Raw genomic sequence first — 11,907 nt, 5'->3', positions numbered from 1 at the left:
TATTGAACTTATCATTACATTATTATCTTTAAAATAGAAGAAACCGTTAAACCGTGCGTATGCAATTAAGTTCAAACGAGCATAATAACTTCTCGCTGGAAAGATTCGAATCTATGCTGAAAACTAACAGCATTCTATTTTTCGACTCAGAGGAATTTGAAGAGATAGTGCACCACTACCTCGAAAATGGAAAAATTGCTCTAGCCAAAAAGGCGACCAAATTGGGATTGGAGCAACATCCATCATCCACCAATCTGAAACTTTTCCAAATTGAAATGTTTATTTTTGAAAATAAATTGGACATTGCGGATGAGCTTTTGGACGAACTGCATCAATTAGAGCAGAGCAACGAGGAAATCTACATTCAAAAAGCAAATATCTTCTCCCGCCGCGATAAGCATAAAGAAGCAATCTCATTGTTGGAACAAGCTTTGGAAATAACCGATGACGAGGCGGATGTGCTGTCTTTATTGGGAATGGAGTATCTTTTTATGGAAGATTACGTTAATGCCAAATATTATTTTATGAAGTGTTTGGAGGAAGATGAAGAGGACTATTCTGCACTTTACAACATCATTTACTGCTTTGAGTATCTTGAAGAATACGAAGCGGCTATTGATTATTTGAATGATTTTCTTAATAAAAACCCATATTGTGAAGTGGCTTGGCACCAAGTGGGCAAGCAGTATTACGAGCTTAAGGACTACAAAAAAGCACTTGCAGCCTATGATTTTGCTATAATTAGTGACGATCGCTTTATAGGAGCATATCTTGAAAAAGGAAGAGTGCTTGAAAAATTGAAAAGACCTGCGGAAGCAATTGAGAGCTACTCCATCACTTTAGGTTTGGACGATCCAACCTCCTATGCTTTATTGCGAATTGGAAAGTGCTACGAAAAATTGGGCAATGCCGAGATGGCAATTCAATTTTACACTAAATGTGTAGAGGAAGATTCACTACTAGATAAAGGGTGGATAGCCATCACCGATTTTTATATTAAAAGCAAACAATTCCAAAAAGCACTTTATTACATTGAGAAAGCCATTAATATTGACGGTGAGAATGTACATTACTGGAAGCGATATGCCAAAATAAACAATAGGCTCAATCTTTTTGAGGAAGCAGAAGTAGGCTTCAGAAAAGCTTTGGAACTTGGCAATTATGAAATAGAATCATGGTTAACTCGCGGCGATATTTTAATCAATCTTGGCGAGTTTGAAGCCGCCGTAAACAATTTCAATCAAGCTTTAGAGTTTTATCCCGAGCACGCCGAATTAGAATACCGTCTTTCCGGACTTTATTTTACCCTCGGAGAGAGTGACAAGGGAGCGTTTCATCTTAAGAATGCACTAAAATCTGAAGCTGAATATGTGATGATAATTGAGGAGTTATTTCCACAAGTCTATGAAATGGAAACAGTGGTTGAAATAATCAAACAACACAAAAATCCTTCGCTTTAATTTCTGTATTTTTGGGGTTATAGCAAAATAGACCTATGCCTCAAAGAAACTTTCTTCAATACTTAACTGTTATCGCAAAAGGGCTCGCAATGGGCGCTGCAGATGTAGTTCCCGGTGTTTCTGGCGGAACGATCGCCTTTATTTCCGGAATTTATGAAGAGCTAATAGAAACCATATACAATGTTGACTTTGGCTTCTTCAAAGTTTGGAAAAAGGAAGGTTTTTTGAAAGCTTGGAAACATTACAATCTGGGTTTTCTGCTCGCGCTCTTTTCAGGAATTTTCATCAGTATCATTTCACTCGCGAAACTAATTACTTGGCTTTTGGATGTTTACCCAATTATGGTTTGGTCGTTTTTCTTTGGGTTGGTAATCGCCAGTATTGTTTATGTTGGTAAACAAATAAACAATTGGAGGCTAGCGGTAATGGTGGCCTTGCTCATAGCTTCAATATTCTCCTATTTAATAACAATTGCAGACCCTGTAGGCTCTCCAGATAGTACTTGGTTTCTATTTTTAGCTGGTTTTATAGCTATAATTGCAATGATTCTTCCGGGAATTTCGGGAGCATTCATTCTTTTGCTTTTAGGCGCATACACAACCGTTATTGGCATTGTGACCCAGCTAGGCGAAGGAGCCACAACTTTTAACAGCGCACTTTTCTTGGGCGCACTTGCCAAGCTTTTAATATTTGCCGTTGGGGCAATTATTGGGTTAAAGGTATTTTCAAGAGCATTAAATTGGATGTTTAAGCACCATAAAAATCTTATACTCGCTGTACTTACTGGCTTTATGATTGGCGCATTGAACAAAATATGGCCATGGAAAGAGGTTTTGCAATATAGAATGAACCACGCCGGCGAACAGATTCCATTTATTGAAAGAAGTATTCTGCCCCAAAATTATGATGGTAACCCACAAATATTATACGCTGTAATTTTCGCCACCATAGGCTTTCTAACGATTTTCCTGTTGGAACGCATTGCCGTAAAGAAAGTAGCAGTAAGTAGTGACGGTAAGCAGTCCGAGTACTAATCACCGAACACTCAATACTCAATACTCATTACTCAATACTCAATACTCAATACTAAAAGTGTACGAAAACCGCTCCTTCAACGATAAAACATGGCTAGTCTTAAAGGGACTTGGTATGGGCGCGGCTAATAAAGTGCCCGGGATTTCGGGAGGTGTTGTGGCTTTTGTAGCAGGTTTTTATGAAGAATTTATTTATTCGCTCCAAAAAATAAATAGAAAAGCGTTTAAACTTCTTATTGGTGGACGTTTTAGAAGTTTTTATCGATATACCAACGGGCAGTTTTTAAGCCTTTTAATTTTGGGAATGATTATAAGCTACTTTAGCGTTTCCAAGATTTTAGATTATCTGATTGCCCATTATGAGCTTTATGTTTGGAGCGCTTTCTTCGGAATGATTATCGGCTCCATTTATTTTATTGCGAAGGATTTTGGCGATTGGAACAGAAAGTACGTGGCGTATTTACTCTGCGGAGTGGTGGCGGGCGTGGCTATCAGTTTTTTAGAACCCGCCAAAGAAAACAGCAACCTGATCTTCGTGTTTCTCTGTGGAATAATAAGTGTTTCGGGAATGACTTTGCCTGGGCTTTCTGGGTCGTTTATTCTTATGCTTCTAGGTAATTATGTGCTGCTTTTGGTAGATTCAGTGAATGCGCTGTTTGATACCTTTGCGGCAATTTTTCGGTGGGATTTCAGCTGGGTTTATAATGCACAGCATATTGAACTTTTGGAGGTCTTGGCGGTATTCTCTTTAGGTTCTGTGGTAGGCTTGGTTTCACTTTCACATCTTTTGGCATACGTTTTAAAACGTTTCAAAAAAGCTGCTTATGCCGTTATCATCGGTTTTATTGCAGGTTCTTTGGGTGTGGTTTGGCCGTGGAAAGAGGAAAAATATATTTGGGATAGCTTTGGAAAAATACAACTTGACGCCAAAGGCAGAGAAATAATAACCGGTTATACCAGATATTTTCCGTCAGAAATTAATACTGAAACTATTCTTGCCGTGGCTTTTATTATTATCGGGGCGTTGCTTGTACTTAGCCTGGATTGGTATGACAATCTTAAAAAGAAACAACATGTCTAAATTTGGACTAATAGGAAAAAACATTGATTATTCTTTTTCAAAAAAGTACTTTACTGAAAAATTTGAAAGAGAAAACTTACCACATTCCTACGAAAATTTCGACATCCCTTTTCTTGAAAATTTTCCAAAGGTAATTTCTGAAACATCAAATTTGAAAGGATTGAACGTAACAATTCCCTACAAAGAAGAAATTATTCCCCTCTTGGACAACCTGGACAACGAAGCTATAAAAATTGGCGCTGTAAATACCATTAAAATTTCCGAAGAAAGAAAACTTACAGGCTATAATACCGATCACTACGGATTTCAAAAATCACTTGAAATTTTTTTACCGCTTCAACAAAAAACAGCGCTCATTTTAGGCACGGGTGGCGCATCAAAAGCTGTTGCGTATGCCTTGGGTAACTTGGGTTTCAATTTCAATTTCGTAAGCAGAAAAAGTAATTCCAACAGCTTCGTTTATTCTGAATTGAACCAAGCTATAATTAATAACCATCTTCTCATTGTAAACTGCACACCCTTGGGCACCTTTCCAAATATTGAAGCCTGCCCACCAATTCCCTACCATTATCTTACAAAGCATCATTTGCTTTTCGATTTAATCTACAATCCATCAGAAACGGAATTCTTAAAACGCGGAAAGCTGAAAGGCACCCAAACCGCTAACGGACTGAAGATGCTAGAGCTGCAGGCAGAGAAAGCTTGGGAAATCTGGAATTCATAAAATTGATATAAAAAAATTCAAAAAACCGCTGTGTGCTTTGACAATTGCGCAGTTGTTAGTATATTGACCCTCCAAGAAAAACGAACCTAAACATTGAAACAAATGTCTGACGAAAAATTGCCTCAGGAAGAAAACGAAAAAGAAATTCCAACAAACGAAACTGCTGAAGAAACAAGCGCTGCTTCTGAAACTTCGAATGAAATCGAAAACGATAGCCATCAGAACGACGCTGAATCCGAAAAAATTGATGAAGTAAAAAATGTTTCGGAAGAAAACTCGGAAGACACATTAAAAGCCGAAGACCTATCTAGCCCTGAACCTATACGCCATGAACGCGAAGCTACGGAGGACGAAGGAAATCCAGAGGAAGGAACCGTTGTGGAAGACGCAATGCTAGACGAAACGGAAGCTATTAAGGAGAAGGAATCTATTGAGGCTACTTCCAATGAAAAGATAGAAGCTACAGATAGCGATCTATCACCTCTTAAACTTAATACTTCGAAGGACGAGAGTTCGAAAGACGAGAGTTCGGGAGACGAAAAGGACGAGGAAGAAGTTGCTTCTTCTGAAGACGAGGAAGAAGAGGAAGATTCCGAAGAGAAAGCACAAAAAGATTACAGCGCTCTTTCAGAAAAAGAATTGGTTGCGGCCCTTGATAACCTTCTGAAAACAAAAAAAATACAAGAGTTAAAGCACGATGTTGAGGAAATCCGTTCAGAATTCAATAGTAAATTTAACGAAGAATTAGAGCACAAAAAAGAGGAGTTTCTTGCCGAGGGCGGGAATATAATTGACTTTCACTATACTACTGCGCTGAAGAAAGAATTCAACTCCCTTTATTTCGATTATAAGGAAAAGCGCAACAATCATTATAAAAGTCTTAAGAAAGACCTACAATCTAACCTAGACAAGCGCTGGGAACTTATTGAGGAACTGAAAGGCCTTTTGGGCGCAGAGGAAAATATAAATACTACTTACAAGCATTTCAAGGAGATTCAGGAAAAATGGCATTTGGCCGGTGCAATTCCTAGAGATAAATACAATACCGTTTGGAATACGTACCATCACCACGTTGAGAATTTTTACGATTTTCTTCACTTAAACCGTGAGTTCCGCGATTTAGATTTTAAACACAATCTTGACGCCAAGCTAAAACTCATTACCCGTGCCGAAGAGTTGGGTCAGGAAGAAGACATTAACAAAGCTTTCCGCGAATTACAGATGCTTCATAAAATGTGGAAAGAAGACGTTGGTCCCGTTGCAAAGGAATATCGTGATGAGGTTTGGGATAAGTTCAGCGATGCTACAAAGGTAATCCACGATAAGCGCCAAGGGCAAATGGCCGAGATGGAAAAAGACTTTGATGATAATCTGGAAAAGAAAAAGCAAATTGTTGAAGATATAAAAAAGGCCGCCGAAGAGGCTAAACCAAGTCACCAAGGCTGGCAAAATGCTATCAAAAAAACGCAGGAACTTCGTGATGCTTTTTTCAATACTGGAAGAGTTCCAAGAGCCAATAACAAAGAAATTTGGAAAGCGTTTAAAGATGCGACGGGCAACTTCAACCATCAAAAAAATAGTTTTTATAAGAACCAGAAAAAAGAGCAGTACACGAATCTTGAAAAGAAACGTGAGCTTATAAAAATTGCTGAGGAAAATAAGGACAGCGAAGATTTTGATGCTACAACCCAATTGATGAAAAAAGTCCAAAACGATTGGAAAAATATTGGGCATGTACCACGAAAGGATAGCGACAAAATTTGGAAACAATTTAAAAAGGCTTGCAACCATTATTTTGATAGGCTTCACGCCCAGAAAAATGAAGCTAATAAAGAAGAAGTAGTACACTTTGAAGCCAAGCAGGCAATGCTTGAAAAACTTGCCTCTCTTGAGTTGACCGGTGACCACAAAGCCGACGTAAAATCTATAAAGGAGCAAATTACCGCATGGAAAGAAATAGGTCGCGTACCATACAACAAGCGCAGCATTGAGCAGAAGTTCAATAAAACCTTGGACGGACTTTTCGGTAAATTAGATTTGGGGAAAAAAGAAACTGAACTTATTAAATTCGATAATAAATTAAATGCACTTGTAAACCGCGAAGACGATCGTAAGTTGCAAAATGAGCATTTCTTTATTTCCAAAAAGATAGATGAAACCAAAGACGAAATCCGTCAGCTGGAAAATAATTTAGGCTTTTTTCATCATGTTGACGAAAACAATCCCTTGGTAAAAGAAGTGCATAACAACATTGCACGCCATAAAGAACAACTTGACGTTTGGAAAGCCAAGCTGACGAAAATTAAAGAAGCTCGGGAATAATAATGGGCAGTAGAGACGCACGGCCGTACGTCTCTACTGGTTGTTGATTTTTTTAGCTTCGTTCCAAAAAACGTCCATCTCTGCCAGTGTCATATCTTTCAAAGATTTGTTCATTTCCTTGGCTTTGCTTTCAAGATATTGAAAGCGTTTTATGAATTTCTTATTGGTGCGTTCCAATGCATTTTCCGGGTTTACTTTTAGGAATCGGGCGTAATTTATCATTGAGAACAGAACGTCCCCAAATTCGGCTTCTATTTTTTCTTGGTTGTTTTCATTTATTTCGTGTTGAAGCTCGCCCAACTCTTCCTGAAGCTTTTCAAACACTTGTTGGGGTTCTTCCCAGTCAAACCCTACTCCTGCAACTTTTTCTTGAATACGGCTTGCTTTAACCACGGCCGGTAATGATTTTGGAACACCTTCCAAAACGCTGCTTTTACCTTCTTTTAATTTTAAGTTTTCCCAGTTGCGCTTCACTTCTTCTTCGTCTGCCACTTTTACGTCGCCGTAAATATGTGGATGACGTGAAATCAACTTTTCACAAATATTGTTGCAAACATCTGCTATGTCAAAATCGTTGGTTTCGCTACCTATTTTAGCATAAAAGACGATGTGGAGTAAAACATCTCCCAACTCTTTTTTAACCTCATCTAAATCCCTATCAAGAATAGCGTCACCCAATTCATAGGTTTCCTCAATGGTTAAATGGCGCAGCGTTTCCATCGTTTGCTTTTTGTCCCACGGGCATTGCTCGCGTAGTTCGTCCATAATGGTCAATAACCTGTCAAAAGCTTTTAGTTGTTCTTTTCGGGAATTCATATTTTAATTGATTCTATTGATGCTTTGTATTCTACTATTAGCAAGGTTAATTTCAACAAAAAATCCCAAAACCCGGAGCGGATTAAGGGATTTTTTCAAAATAATTTTATAACTCAAAAACCCAATCTTAGGTTTTGCGTGAAGCAGCGTTTTTTGTAGAGCCGCCTTTTTTAGTTGAGGAGGCTTTAGGATTTGCAGTTTTGGGAGCAGCAGATTTTGGAGAAACTACTTTACCGCTCTTTGCAGCTTTGGCTTCTAATTCGTCATCACCATTTTCTTCCTTCGTTTCAGAAAAATCTGTGATTCCCTCTTTAATTAGCATATTGTACCACTGTACCACTTTTTTGATATCACTTGCGTAAACGCGATCTTCATCATAATCTGGCATTATGCCGAAGAAGAATTCTTCCAATTCTTCCTTGGAAGCTTTATGGCTCATGGTTTCTTTACCACCTTCCTTTTCAGAAATCTTTTCGAATACTTTACGAAGCGGAACTTCTTCCGTCAAGGTATAAATAGCGATTTCAGAAAGTAGGCTCACATTGTGGCGTCCACTTACGTTTATTGTTTTCCCGTCTAAAAGCGACTCTGCAAGAAAGCCCCCACGGGTTTGTGTTTTTAGTTTGTAAAGTCCAGGTTTGCCGGAAATGGAAAGCACTTTTTCTAAGCTCATAAAATACTTTTAAAATGTTTTAACGTTTGCAAATATCTTTGGTTTGGTTAATATAAACAAGTGTTTAACGTTTCTTTTTTGCATTGGGGAATTTCATACGGTAATCAGTATCTACTTTGCCTTTTGAAATGTTCGTCAATTTGCTTTTTATCAGGCGTTTCTTTAAGGGTGAAAGCTTGTCTGTGAAGAGAATGCCTTCAATGTGATCGTACTCATGCTGAATGATGCGAGCTACTATGCCACTGAAACTCTCTTTTTGTTTTTTGAAGTTTTCGTCTTCGTATTCAATCACAATATTTGGCTGACGGAATACATCTTCACGCACATCTGGGATACTCAAGCAACCTTCGTTAAACGCCCATTCATTGCCAGACTCTTCAAGAATCCGCGCGTTTATGAACACCTTCTTGAAAGTAGAAACAAATTTTTGCTCTTCTTCTGAAAGATCTTCATCGTCTTCAAAAGGGGTTGCATCTACTATAAAAAGACGGATGGGCAAATTTACCTGAGGCGCCGCAAGGCCGATGCCACGAGCTTCGTACATGGTTTCGAACATATTTGCAAGTACCTCATCCAGTTTTGGATGATCTTTGGTTAATTCTTCGGTCTCTTTTCTTAAAACCGGGTCGCCGTATGCTATTATGGGAAAAATCATTTATTAATTTTCTATTGTTATTCTATATTTTCTATCGATGCTGTTGATTCTGTTGATTCTGTTGATTCTGTTGATTCTGTTGATTCTGTTGATTCTGTTGATTCTGTTGATTCTGTTGATTCTGTTGATTCTGTGGATACTATGGATTCTATTGTTACTTTAAAGGATAAAAAGTATCCTTACTTATTATTTTTTATTTTCCATTGCACGCGATAAATCACGAGCCTACTGAAAAATTCGTTTTTCTTTTCTCTTGGCTCTTGGCTCTTGACTCTTGACTCTTGACTCTTGGCTCTTGACTCTTGGCTCTTGGCTCTTGACTCTTGACTCTTGGCTCTTGACTCTTGACTCTTGGCTCTTGACTCTTGACTCTATTTATTATAAAGGTATTCCTGCAAAATAATAGTTGCACTAATCTCATCAACTAACGCTTTATTTTGACGTTGTTTCTTTTTTAATCCGCTGTCAATCATTGATTGAAAAGCCATTTTACTTGTATAACGTTCATCACCACGCTTCACCTCTAAGTCGGAAAATACTTTTGAAAATTTCTTTAAAAACTTCTGAATTTCTGCCTCAATGTTGGAATGGGTTCCGTCTTTTTGTTTTGGTTCGCCCACTAGAATCAGTTCAACCTTTTCCGACGCAATATAATTTTTCAGAAAATCCATCAGTTCAGAAGTGGCAACAGTCGTCAAGCCAGAAGCAATAAGTTGCAACTCGTCCGTAATGGCGATGCCTGTGCGCTTACTGCCGTAATCTAATGCTAAAATTCTTCCCATACCGACTGCAAAAATAAGGGTTTCGTAAATAGTATGCTACAATTGGACAGTTATTTGAAACGGAGGTTTTATATTTGTTGGATGACGGAAGAAGGATGACGGATGACAGTATAAAAATCAAAAGCATCACAGTACCAATAGCATCAACAGCATCAACAGCATCAACAGCATCAACAGCATCAATAAGAATTATAAAATCTTAAATATGAACAAACTTCAAAAAATCATAGAAAAAGCTTGGGAAGACCGTTCCCTACTATCCGAAACTGAAACCATCGTCGCCATACGCGAAGTGGTAAACTTCTGCGACGAAGGCAAACTGCGCTGTGCAGAACCCACGGCTAATGGCTGGCAAGTAAACGAATGGGTAAAAAAAGCAATCGTGCTATACTTCCCCATTCAAAAAATGAAGACACTCGAAGCTGGAATTTTTGAATATCATGATAAAATTCCGCTAAAATCGGGTTACGAAGCTAAGGGAATCCGCGTAGTTCCAAATGCCGTTGCACGTCATGGCGCGTATATTTCAAAAGGTGTAATCCTTATGCCTAGTTACGTAAATATAGGCGCTTATGTAGATGAAGGTACAATGGTAGATACTTGGGCAACGGTGGGCAGTTGCGCACAGATTGGCAAAAACGTACACTTAAGCGGTGGCGTAGGCATTGGCGGCGTTTTGGAACCATTGCAAGCCGCTCCGGTAATTATTGAAGATGGTGCTTTTATTGGTTCACGCTGTATTGTCGTGGAAGGTGTTCGCGTTGGTAAAGAAGCCGTGTTGGGCGCTAATGTGGTACTCACCGCTTCCACAAAGATTATTGATGTTACGGGTGAAACACCCATTGAAACAAAAGGTTTGGTGCCAGAACGCTGTGTGGTAATACCTGGAAGCTATACCAAGAAATTTCCCGCCGGTGAATATCAGGTTCCGTGCGCGCTGATTATTGGAAAACGCAAGGAAAGTACTAATTTAAAAACTTCTCTGAATGATGCTTTGCGGGAGTATGGGGTGGCTGTTTAATACCAAAAAGCTACTTATAATCCAGTGATATATTGATAAATGAATTTATTTGTTGGGATATAATGGGTTAGGCAACATTGAAAAAAAAGCCTACGAACATCCAACTAAAGGAAACGCAAGTGAAGTGGAAATAATCGATTATCATTAAAAATGAAAAAATGGAAAAGTTAGCGAATGTACACCCTGGAGAAATTTTGAATTATGAATTTCTTGAGCCCTTCCAAATTACTGCCTACCGACTTTCAAAAGATCTGAAAATAGCGCAGACAAGAATTTCGGAAATAATAAAAGGAAATCGCCGAATTACCCAGATACGGCTTTGCGATTGAGCAAATATTTTGGGAATTCTGCCAAATTCTGGCTCGGACTTCAAGATGATTATGACATTGAAAAGGAAAAAGAAAATAAACGAAATGAACTGAACGAAATAATTCTTTACGCTGACAAGAACGTTGAATAAAAACGCATATAATCCATAGTCCAAGTCCTTGACAGCCCAAAGGTTCGAGCATCTTTAGAAAGTCCCCAAATTTTTAAATTTACTGTCATTTCCGCCGCCGCAACTTCTTACTATTAACTTTCTTCTGAAAACCCCTGCTGTAGTGCAACATCAGGGCATAAGTTCCATCAACAGATTTTTTATAAAGTTTGGCATATTCTTTCGCCATCACTTTCATCATCGTTTTTGAAAGCCATAATCTTCGAAAATTGTGCATCCGCGCGTTGAAATCCATCGATTCAAAACGCATTCGGTTTAGGTCAATCAAGTAGAAAACATATGTATCTTTTTCGCTTTCCACAATCAGGGTGTTGCCTGGAGAATGATCTAGAAAATTTATCCCGTTTTCGTGAAGCTTAAAGGTAAAGTGTGTAAACTGCCGCAAGATTTCGTTTCGCTTTTTAAAACTTGGATTATGTATCAATTCGCGGAAATCAAAGTCGTAATTTACGTGCTCGCTTACATAGAAACTCTCTTTCAGGCCTCCTGAAAATACTTCCAAATACCCAACGGGAAAAGGTGTTTTTATTCCGAAATCGATCAGTTTTGAAGCGTATTCAAAAGACCGCTTCGCCTTACTTTTCCGAAGATATTGGTAAACCAGTGACTGAAATACGTTGGGCGTTTTGAATTTTTTAATATTAAAGGCAATTCCCTCAAGCTGAACCATTTTAATTACATTGCGTTCGCCTTTGGTTACATAATCCCCTTTTTTGGAAAAATTGTAAAGCACATCCTGTAGCTTTGCAGCCAAGTGGGAATAGTTGGGATGAATTACAAAATTCTCGCGCATTTATAAAAAAGATACATTCAAAAAAAGTATTTTGCGAAGGTAATCTA

At 38.4% G+C, this 11,907-nt stretch carries 11 protein-coding genes and 1 pseudogene; 7 read left to right on the top strand and 5 right to left on the bottom strand.

Annotated elements, in window-relative coordinates:
* Positions 1 to 59 precede the first annotated feature (59 nt).
* The 5 genes from ESV24_RS10340 (at position 60) to ESV24_RS10320 (ending at position 6,621) form a co-directional block, all read left to right on the top strand.
* Positions 60 to 1,460 carry a tetratricopeptide repeat protein gene (locus ESV24_RS10340; RefSeq protein WP_111816189.1) on the top strand — a complete coding sequence of 467 codons (1,401 nt, stop codon included), beginning with the start codon at positions 60 to 62 and terminating at the stop codon, positions 1,458 to 1,460.
* Between the two features lie 35 nt (positions 1,461 to 1,495).
* Positions 1,496 to 2,494: a DUF368 domain-containing protein gene (locus ESV24_RS10335; protein WP_111816188.1), complete on the top strand. Its 999-nt coding sequence runs from the start codon at positions 1,496 to 1,498 to the stop codon at positions 2,492 to 2,494.
* 58 nt (positions 2,495 to 2,552) lie between these two features.
* Complete coding sequence (locus ESV24_RS10330; protein ID WP_111816187.1) at positions 2,553 to 3,575, top strand: DUF368 domain-containing protein; 1,023 nt, start codon at positions 2,553 to 2,555, stop codon at positions 3,573 to 3,575.
* Positions 3,568 to 4,299, top strand: coding sequence for a shikimate dehydrogenase family protein (locus tag ESV24_RS10325; protein ID WP_111816299.1), 732 nt, complete (start codon positions 3,568 to 3,570; stop codon positions 4,297 to 4,299). Before ESV24_RS10330 ends, ESV24_RS10325 begins: the two co-directional genes overlap by 8 nt.
* Before the next feature lie 102 nt (positions 4,300 to 4,401).
* Positions 4,402 to 6,621 carry a DUF349 domain-containing protein gene (locus ESV24_RS10320; protein WP_111816186.1) on the top strand — a complete coding sequence of 740 codons (2,220 nt, stop codon included), beginning with the start codon at positions 4,402 to 4,404 and terminating at the stop codon, positions 6,619 to 6,621.
* Positions 6,622 to 6,654: 33 nt separating this feature from the next.
* Here the strand turns inward: ESV24_RS10320 and mazG are convergent, their stop codons facing one another.
* The 4 genes from mazG to ruvX form a co-directional block, all read right to left on the bottom strand.
* On the bottom strand, positions 6,655 to 7,437 hold the full coding sequence (gene mazG / locus ESV24_RS10315) for a nucleoside triphosphate pyrophosphohydrolase (protein WP_111816185.1): 783 nt from the start codon (positions 7,435 to 7,437) through the stop codon (positions 6,655 to 6,657).
* Positions 7,438 to 7,564: 127 nt separating this feature from the next.
* Entirely contained in the window at positions 7,565 to 8,110 is a 546-nt protein-coding gene (locus ESV24_RS10310) for a DUF5606 family protein (protein WP_111816184.1), read from the bottom strand.
* 64 nt (positions 8,111 to 8,174) lie between these two features.
* Positions 8,175 to 8,765 (bottom strand): peptide deformylase, encoded by a 591-nt coding sequence (gene def / locus ESV24_RS10305; protein WP_111816183.1) that lies wholly within the window; start codon positions 8,763 to 8,765, stop codon positions 8,175 to 8,177.
* Positions 8,766 to 9,136: 371 nt separating this feature from the next.
* Entirely contained in the window at positions 9,137 to 9,547 is a 411-nt protein-coding gene (gene ruvX / locus ESV24_RS10295; protein WP_111816182.1) for a Holliday junction resolvase RuvX, read from the bottom strand.
* A gap of 205 nt (positions 9,548 to 9,752) precedes the next feature.
* On the opposite strand from ruvX, the gene ESV24_RS10290 reads away from it, so the two are divergent.
* Positions 9,753 to 10,568 carry a 2,3,4,5-tetrahydropyridine-2,6-dicarboxylate N-succinyltransferase gene (locus ESV24_RS10290; RefSeq protein WP_111816181.1) on the top strand — a complete coding sequence of 272 codons (816 nt, stop codon included), beginning with the start codon at positions 9,753 to 9,755 and terminating at the stop codon, positions 10,566 to 10,568.
* A gap of 158 nt (positions 10,569 to 10,726) precedes the next feature.
* Positions 10,727 to 11,028 (top strand): annotated as a pseudogene (locus ESV24_RS10285) (HigA family addiction module antitoxin).
* Positions 11,029 to 11,113: 85 nt separating this feature from the next.
* Here ESV24_RS10285 and ESV24_RS10280 read toward each other — a convergent pair.
* A complete protein-coding gene (locus ESV24_RS10280) occupies positions 11,114 to 11,860 on the bottom strand; it encodes a lipopolysaccharide kinase InaA family protein (RefSeq protein WP_111816180.1) in 747 nt (248 codons plus the stop codon).
* Positions 11,861 to 11,907 lie beyond the last annotated feature (47 nt).

Origin of the sequence: Aequorivita lipolytica, assembly GCF_007997135.1 — a bacterium.
Lineage (GTDB): Bacteria > Bacteroidota > Bacteroidia > Flavobacteriales > Flavobacteriaceae > Aequorivita > Aequorivita lipolytica.
Note: the sequence above shows the minus strand (reverse complement) of the source record. Positions and strands in the feature narration are given on the sequence as shown.

What these genes read in the sequence shown, in the direction of transcription:
- ESV24_RS10340 (WP_111816189.1), top strand. Translation starts at nt 60, where the DNA reads ATGCAATTAAGTTCAAACGAGCATAATAACTTCTCGCTGGAAAGATTC.
- ESV24_RS10335 (WP_111816188.1), top strand. Translation starts at nt 1,496, where the DNA reads ATGCCTCAAAGAAACTTTCTTCAATACTTAACTGTTATCGCAAAAGGG.
- ESV24_RS10325 (WP_111816299.1), top strand. Translation starts at nt 3,568, where the DNA reads ATGTCTAAATTTGGACTAATAGGAAAAAACATTGATTATTCTTTTTCA.
- mazG (WP_111816185.1), bottom strand. Translation starts at nt 7,437, where the DNA reads ATGAATTCCCGAAAAGAACAACTAAAAGCTTTTGACAGGTTATTGACC.
- ESV24_RS10290 (WP_111816181.1), top strand. Translation starts at nt 9,753, where the DNA reads ATGAACAAACTTCAAAAAATCATAGAAAAAGCTTGGGAAGACCGTTCC.
- ruvX (WP_111816182.1), bottom strand. Translation starts at nt 9,547, where the DNA reads ATGGGAAGAATTTTAGCATTAGATTACGGCAGTAAGCGCACAGGCATC.
- def (WP_111816183.1), bottom strand. Translation starts at nt 8,765, where the DNA reads ATGATTTTTCCCATAATAGCATACGGCGACCCGGTTTTAAGAAAAGAG.
- ESV24_RS10310 (WP_111816184.1), bottom strand. Translation starts at nt 8,110, where the DNA reads ATGAGCTTAGAAAAAGTGCTTTCCATTTCCGGCAAACCTGGACTTTAC.
- ESV24_RS10280 (WP_111816180.1), bottom strand. Translation starts at nt 11,860, where the DNA reads ATGCGCGAGAATTTTGTAATTCATCCCAACTATTCCCACTTGGCTGCA.
- ESV24_RS10320 (WP_111816186.1), top strand. Translation starts at nt 4,402, where the DNA reads ATGTCTGACGAAAAATTGCCTCAGGAAGAAAACGAAAAAGAAATTCCA.